Annotated in this window: 20 protein-coding genes and 1 riboswitch; of the genes, 15 read left to right on the top strand and 5 right to left on the bottom strand. The window is 71.1% G+C overall.

The features are described 5' to 3' along the window. The first annotated feature begins 31 nt into the window (after positions 1-31). From ABZ215_RS17700 to ABZ215_RS17740, 9 genes are read left to right on the top strand one after another with little or no spacing between them, the layout of a single operon-like run. Positions 32-1681: a methane monooxygenase gene (locus ABZ215_RS17700; RefSeq protein WP_345074680.1), complete on the top strand. Its 1650-nt coding sequence runs from the start codon at positions 32-34 to the stop codon at positions 1679-1681. A gap of 59 nt (positions 1682-1740) precedes the next feature. Further along, positions 1741-2781: a 2Fe-2S iron-sulfur cluster binding domain-containing protein gene (locus tag ABZ215_RS17705; protein WP_354950301.1), complete on the top strand. Its 1041-nt coding sequence runs from the start codon at positions 1741-1743 to the stop codon at positions 2779-2781. 12 nt (positions 2782-2793) lie between these two features. Next, positions 2794-3963 carry a toluene hydroxylase gene (locus ABZ215_RS17710; RefSeq protein ID WP_237337201.1) on the top strand — a complete coding sequence of 390 codons (1170 nt, stop codon included), beginning with the start codon at positions 2794-2796 and terminating at the stop codon, positions 3961-3963. A gap of 8 nt (positions 3964-3971) precedes the next feature. After that, positions 3972-4331: a propane 2-monooxygenase effector subunit MimD gene (mimD, locus tag ABZ215_RS17715; RefSeq protein WP_020422707.1), complete on the top strand. Its 360-nt coding sequence runs from the start codon at positions 3972-3974 to the stop codon at positions 4329-4331. Positions 4332-4364: 33 nt separating this feature from the next. Next, positions 4365-5402 carry an amidohydrolase family protein gene (locus ABZ215_RS17720; protein ID WP_237337200.1) on the top strand — a complete coding sequence of 346 codons (1038 nt, stop codon included), beginning with the start codon at positions 4365-4367 and terminating at the stop codon, positions 5400-5402. Next, on the top strand, positions 5399-6115 hold the full coding sequence (locus ABZ215_RS17725) for an iron-sulfur cluster assembly protein (protein ID WP_354950302.1): 717 nt from the start codon (positions 5399-5401) through the stop codon (positions 6113-6115). The genes ABZ215_RS17720 and ABZ215_RS17725 overlap by 4 nt, the downstream gene beginning before the upstream one ends. Next, a complete protein-coding gene (locus ABZ215_RS17730) occupies positions 6112-7137 on the top strand; it encodes an NAD(P)-dependent alcohol dehydrogenase (protein ID WP_354950303.1) in 1026 nt (341 codons plus the stop codon). Before ABZ215_RS17725 ends, ABZ215_RS17730 begins: the two co-directional genes overlap by 4 nt. Before the next feature lie 28 nt (positions 7138-7165). After that, positions 7166-8857 carry a chaperonin GroEL gene (groL, locus tag ABZ215_RS17735; RefSeq protein WP_354950304.1) on the top strand — a complete coding sequence of 564 codons (1692 nt, stop codon included), beginning with the start codon at positions 7166-7168 and terminating at the stop codon, positions 8855-8857. Between the two features lie 27 nt (positions 8858-8884). Further along, the gene (locus ABZ215_RS17740) at positions 8885-9577 is read left to right on the top strand and encodes a GPR1/FUN34/YaaH family transporter (protein ID WP_354950305.1); all 693 of its coding nucleotides are present in this window, start codon (positions 8885-8887) and stop codon (positions 9575-9577) included. Positions 9578-9731: 154 nt separating this feature from the next. Here ABZ215_RS17740 and ABZ215_RS17745 read toward each other — a convergent pair whose 3' ends face one another. From ABZ215_RS17745 to ABZ215_RS17755, 3 genes are read right to left on the bottom strand one after another with little or no spacing between them, the layout of a single operon-like run. Then, a complete protein-coding gene (locus ABZ215_RS17745; RefSeq protein ID WP_020422701.1) occupies positions 9732-10001 on the bottom strand; it encodes a DUF6510 family protein in 270 nt (89 codons plus the stop codon). A 1-nt stretch (position 10002) separates the two neighbouring features. Beyond that, positions 10003-10734, bottom strand: a complete 732-nt coding sequence (locus tag ABZ215_RS17750) for a ferredoxin reductase (protein WP_354950306.1) — start codon at positions 10732-10734, stop codon at positions 10003-10005. A gap of 1 nt (position 10735) precedes the next feature. Next, positions 10736-11335: a sulfite oxidase-like oxidoreductase gene (locus tag ABZ215_RS17755; protein WP_020422699.1), complete on the bottom strand. Its 600-nt coding sequence runs from the start codon at positions 11333-11335 to the stop codon at positions 10736-10738. 80 nt (positions 11336-11415) lie between these two features. Here ABZ215_RS17755 and ABZ215_RS17760 point away from each other — a divergent pair, with 80 nt between their 5' ends. Then, complete coding sequence (locus ABZ215_RS17760; protein WP_354950307.1) at positions 11416-12258, top strand: LLM class F420-dependent oxidoreductase; 843 nt, start codon at positions 11416-11418, stop codon at positions 12256-12258. Here ABZ215_RS17760 and ABZ215_RS17765 read toward each other — a convergent pair whose 3' ends face one another. Together ABZ215_RS17765 and ABZ215_RS17770 are read right to left on the bottom strand one after the other, a co-directional pair. Next, entirely contained in the window at positions 12259-12768 is a 510-nt protein-coding gene (locus tag ABZ215_RS17765; RefSeq protein WP_354950308.1) for a CGNR zinc finger domain-containing protein, read from the bottom strand. A gap of 13 nt (positions 12769-12781) precedes the next feature. Beyond that, a complete protein-coding gene (locus ABZ215_RS17770) occupies positions 12782-13147 on the bottom strand; it encodes a DoxX family protein (RefSeq protein ID WP_354950309.1) in 366 nt (121 codons plus the stop codon). A 59-nt stretch (positions 13148-13206) separates the two neighbouring features. On the opposite strand from ABZ215_RS17770, the gene ABZ215_RS17775 reads away from it, so the two are divergent. The 5 genes from ABZ215_RS17775 (at position 13207) to ABZ215_RS17795 (ending at position 17563) form a co-directional block, all read left to right on the top strand. Next, entirely contained in the window at positions 13207-14028 is an 822-nt protein-coding gene (locus ABZ215_RS17775) for a methyltransferase domain-containing protein (RefSeq protein WP_354950310.1), read from the top strand. Between the two features lie 101 nt (positions 14029-14129). Beyond that, on the top strand, positions 14130-14906 hold the full coding sequence (locus ABZ215_RS17780) for a sulfite exporter TauE/SafE family protein (RefSeq protein ID WP_020422694.1): 777 nt from the start codon (positions 14130-14132) through the stop codon (positions 14904-14906). Positions 14907-15079: 173 nt separating this feature from the next. Beyond that, a complete protein-coding gene (locus ABZ215_RS17785; RefSeq protein WP_354950311.1) occupies positions 15080-15313 on the top strand; it encodes a hypothetical protein in 234 nt (77 codons plus the stop codon). A gap of 28 nt (positions 15314-15341) precedes the next feature. After that, positions 15342-15464: riboswitch (cobalamin riboswitch) on the top strand. Between the two features lie 72 nt (positions 15465-15536). After that, positions 15537-16532 (top strand): ABC transporter substrate-binding protein, encoded by a 996-nt coding sequence (locus ABZ215_RS17790; protein ID WP_354950312.1) that lies wholly within the window; start codon positions 15537-15539, stop codon positions 16530-16532. Next, positions 16529-17563 (top strand): iron chelate uptake ABC transporter family permease subunit, encoded by a 1035-nt coding sequence (locus tag ABZ215_RS17795; protein ID WP_354950313.1) that lies wholly within the window; start codon positions 16529-16531, stop codon positions 17561-17563. The genes ABZ215_RS17790 and ABZ215_RS17795 overlap by 4 nt, the downstream gene beginning before the upstream one ends. Positions 17564-17581: the final 18 nt, after the last annotated feature.

The following is a 17581-nucleotide window of genomic DNA, read 5'->3' on the forward strand; positions in this document are numbered from 1 at the left end:
GTGTAGGACTTGTGCCCACCTAGGAGTGATCATGAGCCGCCAAAGTGTGGCGAGAGCCCACCAGAAGATCCAGGAACTGTCCTGGGAACCGGCCTACCACGAGCCGGTGTCGCAGTACGGGACGGACTACACGTTCCGCAAGGCGAAGAAGAAGGATCCGCTCAAGCAGGTCCTGCGGTCCTATTTCCCGATGCAGGAGGAGAAGGACCACCGCGTGTACGGCGCCGAGGACGGCGCGATCCGCGGCAACATGTTCCGCCAGGTCCAGGAACGCTGGCTGGAGTGGCAGAAGTTGTTCCTGAGCATCATCCCGCTGCCGGAGATCTCCGCGGCGCGCGCGATGCCGCTGCTGTTCCGCACCGTGCCGAACCCCGAGCTGCACAACGGCCAGGCGATCCAGATGATCGACGAGGTCCGGCACTCGACGATCCAGCAGAACCTCAAGCGCCTGTACATGAACAACTACATCGACCCGGCCGGCTTCAACTCGAGCCTGCGCAACTTCCAGAACGACTACTGCGGCACGATCGGCCGCCAGTTCGCGGAAGGCTTCATCACCGGTGACGCCATCACCGCCGCGAGCATCTACCTGACGATCGTCGCCGAGACCGCGTTCACCAACACGCTGTTCGTGGCCATGCCGGCGGAGGCCGCGGCCAACGGCGACTACCTGCTGCCGACCGTCTTCCACTCGGTGCAGTCCGACGAGTCCCGGCACATCAGCAACGGTTACGCCACGCTGCTGATGGCGCTGTCCGACGAGAGCAACCACCAGCTGCTCGAACGCGACCTGCGCTACGCGTGGTGGAACAACCACGCCGTGGTGGACGCGGCGATCGGCACGTTCATCGAGTACGGCACCAAGGACCGCCGCAAGGACCGCGAGTCCTACGCCGAGATGTGGCGCCGCTGGATCTACGACGACTACTACCGCAGCTACCTCGTGCCGCTGGAGAAGTACGGCCTGGTCATCCCGCACGACCTGATCGAGGAGGCCTGGAACCGCATCTGGAACAAGGGTTACGTGCACGAGGTCGCGCAGTTCTTCGCCACCGGGTGGCTCGCCAACTACTGGCGCATCGACCCGATGACCGACGAGGACTTCGAGTGGTTCGAGCACAAGTACCCCGGCTGGTACGACAAGTACGGGAAGTGGTGGGAGAACTACAACCGGCTGTCCGTGCCGAACGGGCACCACCCGATCGTCGCCGAGGACGTCGACTACGTGTACCCGCACCGGTGCTGGACGTGCATGGTGCCGTGCCTCATCCGCGAGGACACCGTGATCGACAAGGTGGACGGGCAGTGGCGCACCTACTGCTCGGAGCCGTGCCGCTGGACCGACGCCGAGGCGTTCCGCCCGGTCTACCAGGGCAGGCAGACGCCGAACATGGGCCAGCTGGTCGGCGCCCGCGAGTGGGAGACCCTCTACCACGGCTGGAACTGGGCCGACGTCGTCTCCGACATGGGCTTCGTGCGCGACGACGGCAAGACGATGGTCGCGCAGCCGCACCTGGACCTCGACCCGAAGAAGATGTGGACGCTGGACCACCTGCGGCGCATGCCCGAGGTGCAGAGCCCCAACGTGCTGCTCAACCAGATGACCGACGACGAGCGGTCGGCCTTCATCGCCGACTACAACCGCCAGGGACCGGCCGGGCGGCCGGCGCCGGCGAACTGACGCCCGCTGCGGGCCCCGGGCGCACCGGGGCCCGCGCGCCGGGACACGAAGGGGTGTCGATGGGCGACAAGCACGTGGTGCGCTTCGAGCCGGTGGGGATCGAGATCGAGGTCGACGAGGACCAGACGATCCTCCGCGCCGCCGCCGAACAGGGCGTGATGCTCATGCACGGCTGCAAGGAGGGGCAGTGCGCCTCGTGCAAGTCGTTCATCCTCGACGGCGACGACGTGGAGCACGAAAGGTACTCCACGTTCGCGCTGCCGGACTTCGAGAAGGAGGAAGGGTTCACGCTGCTGTGCCGGGCGCACGCGTACGAGGACCTGACCATCGAACTGCTCAACTACGACGAGGAGATGATCCACTCCGGACTGCCGATCCGGACCGCGGTGGCCGAGGTCGTGTCCAACGAGCCGGTCACGCACGACATGCGCCACCTCGTGCTGAAGCTGGTCGAACCGGCCACGCTCAAGTACTTCCCCGGCCAGTACCTGGACTTCGCGGTGCCCGGCACGGACCAGACGCGCTCGTTCTCCATGGCCGGCCTGCCTGCCGACGGGCACCTGGAGTTCGTGGTCAAGATCTACCCCGGCGGCCTGTTCTCCCAGTTCCTGGACACCGGTGTCGCGGTCGGTGACCGGCTCGAGGTGACCGGGCCGTTCGGGGTGTTCACCCTGCGGGACGCGCCCGGCGCGCCACTGGTGTTCGTCGGCGGCGGGGCCGGCATGGCGCCCATCCTGTCGCTGCTGCGGTCGATGGCCGCCCGCGGCGGCGAGGTGGCGGCGCGCCGGACCACGTTCTACTACGGCGCCCGCCGCAAGCAGGACCTCTGCTTCGAGGCGGAGCTCCACGAGCTGGAGCAGACCCTGCCCGCGTTCACCTACGTGCCCGCGCTGTCCGAGCCCGGCGACGACGACTGGGACGGCGAGACCGGGCTGATCACCGATGTCGTGCGCCGCCGCGAGACGGATCTCGCCGGCGCCGACGCCTACGTGTGCGGTCCGCCGCCGATGGTCGAGGCGGCCCTGGAACTGCTGCCCGCGCTCGGGGTCGCGGACAAGCGGATCTTCTACGACAAGTTCACCACCACCGGCGACGAGTGAAGGAACAAGCCGATGACAGCGACGCAGGAACGCAGCGTGCCCAAGCCCGTCTTCACCGACGCCGAAGCGGGCGCCAAGGTCTTCCCGGACTCCGGGGCGCGCCGGTTCAACTACTTCAACCCGGCCAAGCGGAAGCAGAGCCACTACGAGGACGTCACCGTCGAGGTGCAGCCCGACCCGCGGCACTACCTGGCGCAGGGCTGGCTGTACGCGTTCGCCGACGGGCGTGGTGGGTACCCGCTCGAATGGACCGTGCTCAAGGCGTGGGGCTCGGACCGGCCGGTGCCGGAACGCGGGCCGGGCTCGGGCGGCAAGGGCTACGACTGGCCCGCGCTGGGCTGGCACGAGTTCCGCGACCCGAACGAGGAGTGGGAGCTCACGCTCTACCGCTACAACGCCAACGTGGTGCGCCAGCTCAACCAGAACATCGAGGCCGCCCGGCAGTCGAACGCCTTCGACCAGTGGAACCGCAACTGGACCCAGTTCGTGGCGCAGCACGTCGGAGCGTGGATGCACGTCGACCACGGGCTGGGCCTGTACCTGTTCGCCAACGCCAACCGGCGGGCCCCGACGAACATGCACAACAACGCGATCTCGGTCAACAGCATGCACAAGATCCGGGCCGCGCAGGACCTGGCGCTGTACAACCTCACCCTCACCGAGGAGATCGAGGGCTTCGACGGCGCCGCGCACCTGGCGACGTGGAACGACGACCCGGCCTGGCAGGGCGTACGGGAGGTCGCCGAGCAGCTGACCGCGATCGACGACTGGTGCGAGGCCGTCTTCGCCGCCAACATCGTGTTCGAACCGCTGGTGGGGGAGCTGTTCCGCAGCAACCTGGTGCAGCAGGCGGCGCCGGCCAACGGCGACTTCGTGACCCCGACCCTGATCGGGGCCGAGGAGTACGACTACGCCGAACGCGACCTGCGCTACACGCGCGCCATGTTCGAGCTGCTGGTCGGCGACCGCGAGTTCGCCGAGCACAACACGAAGATCATGCAGGACTGGCTGAGCACCTGGGTGCCGCGCTGCGTCACCGCGGCCAGGACGCTGCAGCCGCTGTGGTCGCAGCCCGACGCCAAACCGTCCCGCTTCGAGGACGGACTCGACCGCGTGAAGAGCCGCTTCGGCGGCATCCTGTCCGACCTGCGTCTGCAAGCACCGAAGGAGCTGGCCCAGTGACTACCCAAGTGCGCGCCGAGAGCCCGTTCAAGTCCGACAACACCGCGTCCAACATGTGCGGCTTCACCTTGATGAACAACCAGGTCGGCGTGATCGTGGCCGAGGTGATGGGGACCAAGGACAACGTGCGGATCACCCACTTGCCGTCGATGATCCGCGTGGACGCGAAGAACCGGATGGACGTGGTCTACAGCGAGATCGACGAGGCCGCCGGCGAGGAGGAGGGCTGGTTCAACTCCGCCGAGTTCGAGGAGAGCATGTCCACCCACTATGGCCGGATGGTGCACCTGGACGATCGCACGATCATGTTCGCCAACCCGGAGGACGCGGCCGAGTACCTCGACTTCGACCTCAAACCGATCCGCTGACGCCGACCACCACAACGGAGTGAGGGCAGGAGAATGTACGAAAAGGACGGCGAGAAGTACTTCGTGGTCGACGGGCACACCCACTTCTGGGACGCCAGCCCGGAGAACTGGGTCGAGGGGCAGGAGGAGTACGCCAAGGGCTGGATCGAGTGCTTCCACGCCTACCAGGGCCTCGGCCCGGCCGACACCCACTGGCCGATCGACCGGTTCCAGAAGTACTCCGAGGAACTGATGATGCACGACCTGTTCGAGGCCGGGCACGTCGACGTCGCGATCTTCCAGCCGACGAACCTGCGGCAGTGGTACCGCAACGGGTTCAACACGACCGAAGCCGACGGGGCGCTGGCCGAGAAGCACCCGGGCAAGTTCCTCGTCAACACCTACTTCGACCCGCGTGAGGGCGACGCGGGCATGAAGGCGTTCGAGGAGCGGGTCAAGCGCTACGGCTGCAAGGGCGTCAAGCTCTACACCGCCGAGTGGCTGGGCGACTCCCGCGGCTGGAGCCTGAAGGACCCGGAGGCGTTCCGCTACCTGGAAAAGTGCGAGGAGCTGGGCGTCAGGAACGTCCACGTGCACAAGGGCCCGACGATCTGGCCGCTGGACAAGGACGCGTTCGACATGTCCGATGTGGACCGCGCCGCGACCAGCTTCCAGGGGCTCAACTTCATCGTCGAGCACGTCGGACTGCCGCGCATCGAGGACTTCTGCTTCATGGCCACGCAGGAGCGCAACGTCTACGCCGGCCTCGCGGTCGTCGTCGGCGGGCTCATGCACGCCCGGCCGAAGTTCTTCGCGAAGGTGATGGGCGAGCTGATGTTCTGGCTCGGCGAGGACAAGCTGATCTTCGGCGCGGACTACGCGATCTGGGAGCCGAAGTGGCAGGTCGAAGGGTTCGTCGACTGGCAGATGCCGGCCGACGAGGAGCTGTCCGACTTCGCGCCGCTGACGGTGGAACAGAAGAAGAAGATCCTCGGGCTGAACGCCGCCCGGCTCTACGACATCGACGTGCCCGAGGAGCTGCGGCTCGAGGCGCCGAAGGTGGTCGAGCCCGTCGGCGTGCCGAACCCGTGACCGCGCTGGAGGAGGTCCGCGCCTGCCACGCCGCGGTGTGGCAGGCGCTGGGCACCGTCCGCGATCCCGAGCTGGACGAGCCGCTCACCGACCTCGGGTTCGTCGCGCGGTGCGCGGTGGACGGCGGACGGGCGGCCGTCGAACTGCGGTTGCCGACCTACTTCTGCGCGCCGAACTTCGCGTTCCTAATGGTCGCCGACGCCTTCGACGCCGTCTCCGCGGTGCCCGGCGTCACGAGCGTCGAGGTCCGGCTGGTCGACCACTTCGCGGCCGAGGCGATCAACCGGGGTGTCGCGGCGCGGGCCGGGTTCGTCGCCTCGTTCGCGGGCGAGGCGGTGAACGAGCTGGACGAGCTGCGGGCCACCTTCGTCCGCAAGGCGGTGCTCGCCGGCACCGACCGGGTCTGCCGCGCGCTGCGCAGGTCCGGTGTGGACGGTGACCGGCTGTCACGGATGACGTTGGGCGAGGTGCCCGCGAGCCCGGACCTGGAACGGCTCCGGGCCAGGCGCCGGGAACTCGGGCTGCCGTGCGGGGACGGCGATCCGCTGCTGGTCGACCCGGAGACCGGCGAGGCGGTGCCGCCGTCGGACGCAGCGCGGCACCTCGGATTCGCGCGGCTGACGCGGGCAGGCCAGGAGGCCAACTCCGGGGTCTGCCGGGACATGCTGCGCGTGCGGTACCCGCACACCGGAGAACAGGAGGGCGCACGATGAAAGCGGTGCGGCTGCACGCCTACCACCAGCAGCCGGTGATCGAGGACGTTCCGGAGCCGCGGGCCAAGGAACCCTTCGACGTCGTGGTGAAGATCGGCGGCGCGGGTGTGTGCCGGACCGATCTGCACATCATCGAGGAGCAGTGGGCGGAGAAGTCCGGCGTCACGCTGCCCTACACGATCGGGCACGAGAACGCGGGCTGGGTGCACGAGATCGGGCCGGGCGTGACCAACGTGGCGGTCGGCGACACGGTGATCCTGCACCCGACGCCGACCTGCGGGCTGTGCCACGCCTGCCGCGCGGGCAACGACATGCACTGCGAGAACTCGGTCTTCCCCGGCATCGACTCCGACGGCGGGATGGCCGAGTACCTGCTCACCTCCGCGCGGGCGTGCATCAAGCTCGACCCCGGCACGCAACCCGCGGACGTCGCGGCGCTCGCGGACGCCGGGATCACCGCCTACCACGCGGTGCGCAAGGCGGTGCCGCAGCTGTACCCGGGCACGGTGTGCGTCGTGAATGGCGCCGGCGGGCTGGGGCACATCGGCATCCAGTCGCTGCGCGCGCTGACGGCGGCCACCGTGGTGGTCGTCGACCGCAACGCCGAGGCGCTCGAGCTCGCGGCCGGGCTCGGCGCGGACCACACGGTGCTGGCCGACGGCAAGCAGGTCGACGCGGTGCTGGATCTGACCGGCGGCAACGGCGCCGAGGTCGTGCTCGACTTCGTCGCCGAGCAGGGCGCCCAGCAGGACGCCTTCGCTATGACCCGGCGGGGCGGCTCGCACTTCGTCATCGGCTACGGCGGCAACATCGACATCCCGACGATCGACATCATCTCCACCGAGCGCAACGTGATCGGCAACCTGGTCGGCACCTACAACGACCTGGTGGAGCTGATGGTGCTGGCGCAGGCCGGGAAGGTCACGCTGCACACGAAGAAGTACCCGCTGGACGCGGCACTCGACGCGCTGGCCGATCTGGACGGCGGCCGCGTGCGGGGCCGGGCGATCCTCACCCCCTGACCACTCGCAGCGGAGGAGTGACGAAACGATGGCGAAGGAACTGCGGTTCGGCGCGGACGCCCGCGGCCTGCTGCTGTCCGGTGTGGACAAGCTGGCCGAGGCGGTGAAGTCCACGCTGGGTCCCAAGGGGCGCAACGTGATCATCGAGAAGATCACCGGCTCGCCGGTGGTCACCAACGACGGCGTCACGATCGCTCGGGAGATCCACCTGAAGAACCAGTTCGAGAACATGGGCGCGCAGCTGGTCAAGGAAGCCGCGATCAAGACCAACGACGTGGTGGGAGACGGGACCACCACGGCGACGGTGCTCGCCCAGGCCATCGTGCGGGAGGGCATGGCGGCGATCGCGCGCGGCGGCAACCCGGTGCTGGTCAAGCGCGGCATCGACCACGCCGTCGGCCGCTTGGTCGAGCACCTGGAGAAGGTCGCGCACCCGGTCGTCGCCGAGCACGACTACGCCCGGGTCGCCGCCATCTCCGCCAACGACGACGACGCGGTCGGCGCGGTCATCGCGAAGGCGCTGCACACCGTCGGCGACACCGGTGTGGTCACCGTCGAGGAGGCCCCGCGGATCGGGATGACCGTCGACTTCGTCGAGGGGTTCGAGTTCGACAACGGCTACCTCTCGCCGTACCTGGTCACCGACCCGGGCCGGCTGGAGGCCGTGCTCGACGACCCCTACATCCTGATGTGCAGCGAGAAGATCACCAAGGTGCAGCAGCTGATGCCGTTGCTGGACAAGGTGATGCGCGCGCCGCGGCCGCTGGTGGTGATCGCCGAGACGGTCGAGGGCACCGCGCTGAGCATGCTCGTGCACAACCACGTCAACGGCACGTTCCAGGCGTGCGCGATCCGGGCGCCCGGCTTCGGCGACCGGCGGCTGCACAAGCTGGAGGACCTCGCCGCGGTCGTCGGGGGCGCGGTGCTGTCCCGGCACTCCGGGTTCACGCTGGAGACGATGACGCTGGAGCACCTCGGGCGGGCCCGGCAGGTGCGGGTGACCGAGAACAAGACGACCGTCGTCGACGGGGCGGGATCCGCCGACGACGTCGAGTTCCGCGTCACCCAGCTGCGCGCGGAGCTGGAGCGCGCCCAGTTCGGCGTGGACGAGGACGTCCTGACCGAACGCATCGGCGCGCTGACCGGGAAGGTCGCGATGATCCACGTCGGCGCGGCCACCCCGGCCGAGCTGAAGGAGTTGCAGCACCGGGTCGAGGACGCGTTGTCCGCGACCAGGGCGGCCATGGCGGAGGGCATCGTCGCCGGTGGCGGGGCGGCGTTGCTGCACGCCGAGAAGGTGCTGGCCGACACCGGCCTGGCCGGCGACTACGCCACCGGGGCGGAGATCGTGCGGCGGGCGCTGGCCGAACCGGCGCGGCTGATCGCGGCCAACGCCGGCTACCCGGCCGACGAGGTGGTGGCGCGCACGCGTGATCTCGGCGAGGACGAGGGGTTCGACGCGCTGCTCGACCGCTACGGCAACATGATCGAGATGGGGATCATCGATCCCCTGCGGGTGTGCCGCTCGGCGCTGCAGAACGGCGCGTCGGTGGCCGGGCTGCTGCTCACGACCAACTCGCTGGTCGCCGAGGAGCAGACCCCGTGGGGCGGCAGCCCCGCGCTGATGACCGAGTTCGGTCCGCTGGACGAGGGGCTGCACCAGCCCTCGCCCGATTCCTCTACGCCGCAGTCGCTCGGGATGGGCCCGTCGGTGGGCTGACCTCCCGTGCCCGTGAGGTGGAACGCCATGTCAGAGACAACGCAGAGCACCAACGTCCATCCGGAAACCGTTCCCCACGTCCAGGACCTGCGGGCGATCGTCGAATCGCCCGGCCACCCGGCGAGCGTCGTGGTCGGCGCGGGCGGTGATCCGCTGATCCTGGCCCTCCCGATCTTCGCGGTCGGGTCGCTGGCACTGGGCATCGCGCTGACCGGGGTGATGCTCCCGCTGGCCGCGCTCGGCGCGGTGCTGCCCATCGTGCTGTTCGCGACCGGCGTCGGCCTGGTCATCTCCACGGTGTGGGCGCTGCTGCTGGGGCAGACGATGGTCGCCGGCATCACCGGCACGTTCGCCGGGTTCTGGCTGAGCCTGGGCGGGTTGCTGCTCGGCCTGACGCACAACTGGTTCGGGCTGCTGCCCGAGGTGGCGGCCCAGACGCAGGAGATGTTCTTCATCTGCTGGGCGTGCCTGTTCGTGTTCCTCCTGGTGCCGTGCCTGCGGCTGCCGGCGGTCTACCCGCTGATCGTCGGGCTCGTCGTGGCCGCGCTGGCACTGGCCGCGACGGCGCTGCACGTTGGCGACGCGACGCTGTTCGAGTTCTCCGGGTACGTGGTCCTGGCGTTCGCCGCGCTCGGGTTCTACGCCTTCGTGAACGTCGGGCTCACCGCGATGGGGGCTCGCGAACCCTTCCCGCCGCTGGGCAGGCCGCTGCTGTCCTGACGGCGGACGCGAGCGTGCGCCGGGAGCCGGCCGCGACTCCCGGCACACGCGCCCACACCGCAACGGCAGATGGGCAAACACGCCGCCCCAGCCGGTGTGTTTGCCCGTCCGGGTGGGGTGTTTGCCGGTCCGGGTGGGGTGTTTGCCGGTCCCGTCAGGCTCCGGGCAGCGGCACGCGCAGGCTGGACGTCCCGGTGAGGTCCAGCCACGCCGACTCCGGGCCGCGCACCAGTTTCAGCACCACGGCGTCGCAGCCGGCGCAGCGGGCCACCAGGCCCGGCGCGTGCCGGTAGACGCGCAGCGACGCGACCGCGTCGACGCGGCCGCAGGCCACGCAGCGGGTCGTGGCGGCGGTGATGTCCACGGCGAAGATCTCGCCGGCCGGGCCGGCCAGTGCGTTGCCGTCTTCGAAGGGCTCGCTCATGTCAGCTCCCGCTGGGCCCGAAGCGTTCGGTCTTGACGCGCCGCGGATCGTGGCCGAGCGCGACGAGCACGTTCGCCACCGCCTCGACGAACCCGGTAGGCCCGCACACGTAGCACTGCGGCCCGAACTCCGCGGGCCAGCCCGCGGAGTTGACGTCGGCCACCCCGATCCGGTGCGGCTCGCCCGGCCAGTCCGCCGGGCCCTTGCGCGTGTAGACGAACGTGACGTCCAGCCCGGCCTCCGGGCGGCGCAGCTCGCCCGCGTAGTACACGTCCTCCGGGGTGCGCACCGAGTACAGCAGCTTGAACGGCGCCCGGCTGCCTGCCTGGCGCCGGGCGCGGATCATCGCCATCAGCGGCACGATCCCGGCGCCGCCCGCGACCAGCAGCACCGGATCGGGTGACGCCGGGCGCCAGACGAACCACCCGCCCACCGGGCCGCGCAGCTCGACCGGGTCGCCGGGCGCGAACACCTCGGTCAGGAACGGCGACACCTCGCCGCCGGGCACCCGCTGCACGGTGATCTCGACGCGCTCGCCGTCGGCGGGCGCCGCGATCGAGTACGTGCGCGTCGTGCTGTAGCCGTCCTCGGCGGTGAGGCGGACGTCGACGTGCTGCCCGGCCAGGTGCCCCGGCCAGCCGGGCACGTCCAGCACGAGGGTGCGCGCGGTGGGCGTCTCGTCCCGCACCTCGGCGAGCCGTCCGACCCGCCACGCCAGCTTCCCCTGGACCACGTCAGTCCCCCTGGTAGCGCTGCTCGCGCCACGGGTCGCCGTAGCTGTGGTAGCCCGCGGCCTCCCAGAAGCCCAGGTCGTCGTCCAGCATGAGCCGCAGGCCCTTGACCCACTTCGCCGACTTCCAGAAGTACAGGTGCGGCACCAGCAGCCGGGCCGGGCCGCCGTGCTCGGCGGGCAGGTCCTCGCCCTCGAACTCGTAGGCGATCCACGCCTGGCCGTCGAGCAGGTCCTCCAGCGGCAGGTTCGTCGTGTACCCGCCGTGCGACTCGACCATCACGTAGTCGGCGGCCGTGTCCACGTCCTCCAGCAGGGTGTCCAGCGAGACGCCGCGCCAGGTGGTGCCGAACTTCGACCACCGCGTCACGCAGTGGATGTCCACCGTCGGCGTCTCCGACGGCAGCGCCTTGAGGTCCGCCCACGTCCACTCGTGCTTCTGCCCGGTCTCGGTGGTGACCGTGAAGCGCCAGTTCTCCAGCCGCACCCGGGGCGTCGGCCCGGCGGAGAGGACGGGGAAGTCCTCCACCAGGTACTGCCCCGGCGGCAGCTTCTCGTCCGCCGATCGCGCCCGGCCCTGGAACCCGGGAGTCACAATCCCCATCTGCTTCCCCTTCCTCGTCCCGCGAGTCTAAGCCGTGCTTTACTAGAACGTGTTCTAGCCGCTGGAGACGGGAGGCCGCTGTGCGGTTCGGGGTCGTGTTGTTCACCAGTGACCGCGGGATCACGCCGGCCGCGGCGGCGAAGGCGGCCGAGGACGCCGGGTTCGACTCGTTCGCGGTGCCGGAGCACACGCACATCCCGGTCCGGCGGGAGGCGGCGCACCCGGGCACCGGCACCGCCGAGCTGCCCGACGACCGGTACCTGCGCACCCTGGACCCGTGGGTCGCCCTGGCCACAGCGGCCTCGGTGACGACGCGGATCACCCTGTCGACCGCGGTCGCGTTGCCCGCCGAGCACGACCCGATCACCCTGGCCAAGACGATCGCCTCGCTCGACCACCTGTCCGGCGGCCGGGTGGTGCTCGGCGCCGGGTTCGGGTGGAACGTCGACGAGCTGACCGACCACGGCGTCCCGGCCGGGCAGCGGCGCACGGTGGTGCGCGAGTACCTGGAGGCGATGCGGGCGCTGTGGACCGACGAGGAGGCCGCCTACGAGGGCGCCCACGTCCGGTTCGGCCCGTCCTGGGCGTGGCCGAAACCGGTCGGCGAGGTGCCGGTGGTGATCGGCGCGGGCGGTACCGAGCGGACGTTCGCCTGGATCGCGCGCTCCGCCGACGGCTGGCTGACCACGCCCCGGGACCACGAGCTGGACGACAAGGTGCGGCTGCTGCGCAAGATCTGGCAGGACGCGGGCCGGGCGGGCGAGCCGCGGGTGGTCGCGCTCGCCGGGCGGCCGGACGAGGAGGTGCTCGCGCACTGGCGGTCGCTCGGGGTGACCGAGGTGCTGTTCGGGCTGCCGGACCGGGATGCCGGCCAGGTGGCGGCCTACATCGCGAAGCTGGGGGAGCGGCTGCGGCTGGGCTGATCAGGCGCGGGACCGGTAGGCCCGCATCTTGTGCCGCGCCCCGCAGATGTCCATGCTGCACCAGACGCTGTTGCCGGCCGGGGAGCGGTCGTAGAACAGCCACCGGCACTCCGGCGCTCGGCACGGCTTCAGCCGCCGAGCCCGGCCTGTCACCTCGGCGCGGAACAGCACGTCGAGTAGCCGCGCGATGAGGCCGTCGACGCCCTCGCCCGCCGGGGCCAGCGCGGGACCGGGCCAGCGCGGCCCGGCGACGGTCGCGGCCGCGAAGGCGTTCAGCTCGGCCGCCACGTCCACGCCGTCCAGGTGGTCGCGCAGCTTCTCGCGGAACCGGACCAGGCGCGCCAGATCCCGCTCGTCCAGGGTCAGCTCGCCCAGCCGGTGCCCGGCCAGCCAGTCGCGGGCCGAGCCGGGCGTGCCGAAGTGGTCCTCGCCGTAGAGGAAGCGCGCCGAGTTGCCGAACACCTCGAGCGGACGCAGATCGTCCGGCGCGGCGGGGCGCGAGTAGGCCATACCGGCAGGTTACCTACCCCGCCAGCCGCCCCACGGCCACGAACACGCAAACCGCCAGCACCAGCAGGTTGACCGCGCTCGTGCGGTACTCGCGCAGCTTCGCGTGGCTGATCGCCGCCCCGGTCATCACGACGGCGAGCCCGATCGCGGCGGCGGGCGTGAGCACGGGCGCGATCCCGGTCGCACCGGGCAGGATCAGCCCGAGCACCGCGGCCAGCTCCGCGGCGGCGACCACCCGGATGACGGGCAGCGGGAAGAACACCACCCCGGTCTGGCCGGTGTCGAGCATCCGCTGCTTCGACTGGGTGGATTTGAGCAGTCCGGACACCAGGAACAGCGCCGCGAGCAGCCCCTGGCAGATCCACAACACGACGTTCACCTGACACGCCTCCTTCCGTATCACCCACCGGACGAGGCGGCGCGGGCTAACGTGACCGCATGGCCAACGAGGACGAGGCACGCGACTGGAACGGCGACACCGGCCGCTACTGGGCCGACCACGCCGAGCACTACGACGCGATGCTCGCGCACCTGACCCCGCACCTCCTCGACGCCGCCGGCATCGAGCCGGGCGAGCGGGTCCTCGACATCGGCTGCGGCTGCGGCACCACCACGCTGCTCGCGGCCGGGCGGGGCGCGACCGTACTCGGCGCGGACCTGTCCGGCCCGATGCTCGCCGTGGCCCGGGAGCGCACCGCCGGGCTCGACGGGGTGCGGTTCGAGCAGACCGACGTGCAGGTCCACGACTTCGGTGCGGGCTCGTTCGACCTGGCGCTCAGCCGGTTCGGCGTGATGTTCTTCGACGACCCGCTCGCCGCCTTCACCAACGTCGCGCGGGCGCTGCGGCCCGGCGGGCGGCTGGCGTTCCTGTGCTGGCAGGACGTGCGCGAGAACGAGCACCGGGTGCTGGCGCTGAACGCGGTCGCCCCGCACGTCGACACCGCCGACGCCGTCCCGCCCGGCCCCGGCCCGTTCTCGTTCGCCCAGCCGGGCTACCTGCGCGAGTTGCTGACCGGCGCCGGGCTGACCGGCGTCGCCGTGGACGACGTGCGGGCGCCGGTCCGGCTCGGCGCCGACGCCACGTCAGCGGCCGATTTCCTGCGCCGCGGCGCGATGCTGCGGACGATCTTCGAGCGGTACCCGGCGGAAACGGTCGAGCGGGCGGTCGCCGCGCTGACCGAGGCCCTCGTCCCGCACGAGACGCCCGACGGCGTGCTCCTGGGCGCGGCTGCCTGGCTCGTCACCGCGCGCAGGCCGTGACGGAGTCCCTTCTGGACAGCGCACTCTGATTCCACAGTGGAGGAGTGGGGTTCGTCTCGCGCGGCCGGAAAACGATTGCTCCTGCGGTAAATTGGGGCAACGTGCCCGCTGAACCGCTGCTCACCCTCGGCCCGTGGCAACTGCTGTTCCTCGTGGTGGCCGGGGTCGGGGCGGGCCTGACCGGTTCGATCGCGGGGCTCGCGTCGCTGGTGTCCTACCCGGCGCTGCTGGCGATCGGTGTGCCGCCGGTCACCGCGAACGTGACCAACACCGTCGCGTTGATGGGCAACACGGTCGGCTCGGCGGCCGGTTCGCGTCCCGAGTTGCGCGGGCAGCGCGCCCGGTTGCTGCGGCTGTGCGCGATCACGGCGGTCGGCGGCGCGGCGGGCAGCGCGCTGCTGCTGCTCACCCCGGAGGGCACGTTCGCCTACATCGTCCCGTTCCTGATCGGCGGCGCCTCGATTCTGCTGCTGTTCTCCCCGCGCCTGGCCGAACGCGCCGGCCGTGGTGACGGCGGGCTGACCGCGGGCACCGCCACGGGCGCGTTCCTGGTCGCGATCTACGGCGGCTACTTCGGCGCGGCGGCCGGGGTGATCATGCTGGCGCTGCTGTCCGCGGCCTGGGCGCAGCCGCTGGCCAGGACGAACGCGGCGAAGAACATCGTCACCGGAGCGGCCAACCTGGTGGCCGCCGTGGTGTTCGCGTTCACCGGCTCGGTGCTCTGGCCCGCGGCGGCGGCCCTGTGCCTCGGTCTGGTCGCCGGATCCTTCGTGGGGCCCGCGGTGGTCCGCCGCCTGCCCGCGGCGCCACTCCGGGTCGCGATCGCGCTGGCGGGCATGGGTCTGGCCGTCACGCTGGCCTGGCAGGCCTGGAACTAGATTCTGTTTCAAGCGGTGGCGCCGTCTCGCCGCTTGATCAGCTGGCACCGCCGCGGGCCCTGGCCGTTGTCCGGCCGCGCCAGGAGTCGAACGGCTTCCCCTGGCCATCCGCAGGCGTAAAACCTCGTCCGCTACCCGGTCAACTGGATCGCGGCACTTTCGACAGCGCACGGTTGTCCCTGATCACCACCCACAGCGAGGGCGCCGAGCCGCTGCGCTTCCGGTCCCACCTCCGGATCGACGCCGACGTGCCCGAGGAAGACTGGACCGATCCGCGCACCGGCCGCCGGGACCCGGCCGTCCTGCGCCGCATCGCGCGTGAGCACGACGTGTGCCTCGGCGTCTACGGGTCCACTGTGGAACCCGGCACGGTCGGGGTCGGGGACGAGGTCGTCGTGGTAGCGTGAGCCCGCCAGTCGTGCCCCGCGAGGGGCCAGGGAATCCGGTGCGAATCCGGAACTGACGCGCAGCGGTGAGCGGCGACGGGCGGGACAACGGCCACTGGACCACGCGGTCCGGGAAGGCGTTCCGCCCGGACGACCCCGAGTCCGAAGACCTGCTGGCACCCCCGCCACGGGGGAGACCGCCGGACCGGGCTCCGCGCATGAGCCCTCGACGCTAGGGGCCGCTGTGCGCCGATCGATCACCTTCCCGCTCCTCGCCGCCGTGCTGGCGCTGACCGGGTGCGCGAGCGCCACCCCCTCCGGAGACACCGCCGCCGTGGCCGTCGACAACTGCGGCCACCAGGTCCGCGTGCCGGAACCGCCGCGGCGGGCGGTCGCGCTCAACCAGGGCGCGGCGGAGATCATGCTGTCCCTCGGCCTCGCCGACCGCATGGCGGGCACCGCCACCTGGACCGATCCCGTGCCGCCGCACCTGGCCGCGGACAACGCGAAGGTGCCCCGGCTCGCCGAGAACTACCCGTCGTTCGAGACCGTGCTCGCCACCGAGCCGGACTTCGTCGCCGCCTCGTTCGGCGCCATCCTCGGCAAGGGCGGCGTCGCCACCCGCGAGCAGTTCGAGCAGCTCGGGGTGCCCGCCTACCTGTCGCCGACCGAGTGCGCCAAGGACACCAGCGGCGGCGGTGACGGCGCGCGCACCGAGACGCTGACCATGGACGCCGTCTACACCGAGATCCGCGACCTCGCGCGGATCTTCGGCGTCGAGGACCGCGGCGAACAGCTGGTCACCAGCCTGCAGGAACGGATGCGCGCGGTCGCGGGTGCAGGCGCGAACGCCCGGCTGATGTTCTGGTTCGCCAACTCCGAGGCCCCCTACCTGGCGGGTTGCTGCGGCGCGCCCGGCATCATCACGACGACCGTCGGCGCCCGCAACGTCTTCGACGACACACGCGAGGAGTGGCCGCAGATCAACTGGGAGACGGTCGCCGAACGCGACCCGGACGTGATCGTCCTCGGCGACCTGACCCGCCGTTCGCAGACCGCGGAGAACGCCGCCGCCAAGATCGCGTTCCTGGAGTCGCACCCGGTGACCCGCGACCTGGCCGCGGTGCGGAACAAGCGGTACGTGCCGCTGTCCGGGCAGGCGATGAACCCGACGCTGCGCACCGTGGACGGCGCCGAGCAGGTCGCCGCGGCGCTGCGCGGGTTCGGGTACGGCGGGTGACGTGCACCGCGCGCGTCCTGCCGCTGTGCGCCGGGGGCCTCGCGCTGCTCGTGGTGTCGGTGGCCGTCGCGGTGACGATCGGCCCGGCCGGGATCGGCGTGGGCGACGTGTACGCCACCGTCCTGGCCCACCTCGGTCTCGGGGAGCCGGTGCTCTCGCCGGTCCGCGACGGGATCGTGTGGCACCTGCGGATCCCGCGCGCCCTGCTCGCCGCCGTGTGCGGCGCGGGTCTGGCGGTGTGCGGGGCGGTCATGCAGTCGCTACTGCGCAACCCGCTGGCCGACCCGTTCGTGCTCGGGGTGTCCTCGGGCGCGTCGACCGGCGCCGTGCTGGTCGTGGTGCTCGGCGTCGGCGGGGGAGTGGTGTCGTTGTCGGCGGGGGCGTTCGCCGGGGCGGTGCTGTCGTTCGGGCTCGTGCTGCTGCTCAGCCAGACGCTGGGCGGCACCACCGAGCGCGTGGTGCTGTCCGGGGTCGCGGCGATGCAGCTGTTCTCCGCACTGACCTCGTTCGTCGTGCTGACGGCCGGGGACGCGGAAACGACGCGGGGCGTGTTGTTCTGGCTGCTCGGGTCGTTCAGCAGCGCGTCGTGGTCCGAGGTCGGCGTGTGCGCCGCGGTGCTGGTCGTCGCGCTGCTGGTGTGCTTCGGCCACGCCCGGACGCTCGACGTGCTCGCCTACGGACAGGACCTCGCCGCGGCGCTCGGGGTCGCGCTGACGCGGACGCGAATCGTGCTGATGTGCGTCACCGCGCTACTGACGGCCGCGCTGGTGAGCGCCTGCGGGGCGGTCGGGTTCGTCGGGCTGGTGCTCCCGCACGCGGCCCGCGCGCTGGTCGGCCCCGGCCACGGACGTCTGCTGCCGGTGACCGCCGTGGCCGGCGCGGTGTTCCTGGTGTGGGTCGACACGCTGGCGCGTACGGTGCTCGACCCGCAGGAGGTGCCGGTCGGCGTGGTCACGTCGATCATCGGCGTGCCCGCGTTCGTGGCCGTGCTGTACCGCAGCCGTCCACAGTGGACGCGGCGGGCCGCCTAGATTTTTTCACCACCCGAG

Origin of the sequence: Amycolatopsis sp. NPDC006131 (assembly GCF_040614175.1) — a bacterium.
GTDB lineage: Bacteria > Actinomycetota > Actinomycetes > Mycobacteriales > Pseudonocardiaceae > Amycolatopsis_E > Amycolatopsis_E tucumanensis.

Excerpts from the sequence above, each read along its gene's own strand:
- ABZ215_RS17700 (WP_345074680.1), top strand. The coding sequence starts at position 32 with ATGAGCCGCCAAAGTGTGGCGAGAGCCCACCAGAAGATCCAGGAACTG.
- ABZ215_RS17745 (WP_020422701.1), bottom strand. The coding sequence starts at position 10,001 with ATGAGCGAGCCCTTCGAAGACGGCAACGCACTGGCCGGCCCGGCCGGC.
- ABZ215_RS17710 (WP_237337201.1), top strand. The coding sequence starts at position 2,794 with ATGACAGCGACGCAGGAACGCAGCGTGCCCAAGCCCGTCTTCACCGAC.
- ABZ215_RS17705 (WP_354950301.1), top strand. The coding sequence starts at position 1,741 with ATGGGCGACAAGCACGTGGTGCGCTTCGAGCCGGTGGGGATCGAGATC.
- ABZ215_RS17740 (WP_354950305.1), top strand. The coding sequence starts at position 8,885 with ATGTCAGAGACAACGCAGAGCACCAACGTCCATCCGGAAACCGTTCCC.
- ABZ215_RS17730 (WP_354950303.1), top strand. The coding sequence starts at position 6,112 with ATGAAAGCGGTGCGGCTGCACGCCTACCACCAGCAGCCGGTGATCGAG.
- ABZ215_RS17755 (WP_020422699.1), bottom strand. The coding sequence starts at position 11,335 with ATGGGGATTGTGACTCCCGGGTTCCAGGGCCGGGCGCGATCGGCGGAC.
- ABZ215_RS17720 (WP_237337200.1), top strand. The coding sequence starts at position 4,365 with ATGTACGAAAAGGACGGCGAGAAGTACTTCGTGGTCGACGGGCACACC.
- ABZ215_RS17775 (WP_354950310.1), top strand. The coding sequence starts at position 13,207 with ATGGCCAACGAGGACGAGGCACGCGACTGGAACGGCGACACCGGCCGC.
- ABZ215_RS17765 (WP_354950308.1), bottom strand. The coding sequence starts at position 12,768 with ATGGCCTACTCGCGCCCCGCCGCGCCGGACGATCTGCGTCCGCTCGAG.
- groL (WP_354950304.1), top strand. The coding sequence starts at position 7,166 with ATGGCGAAGGAACTGCGGTTCGGCGCGGACGCCCGCGGCCTGCTGCTG.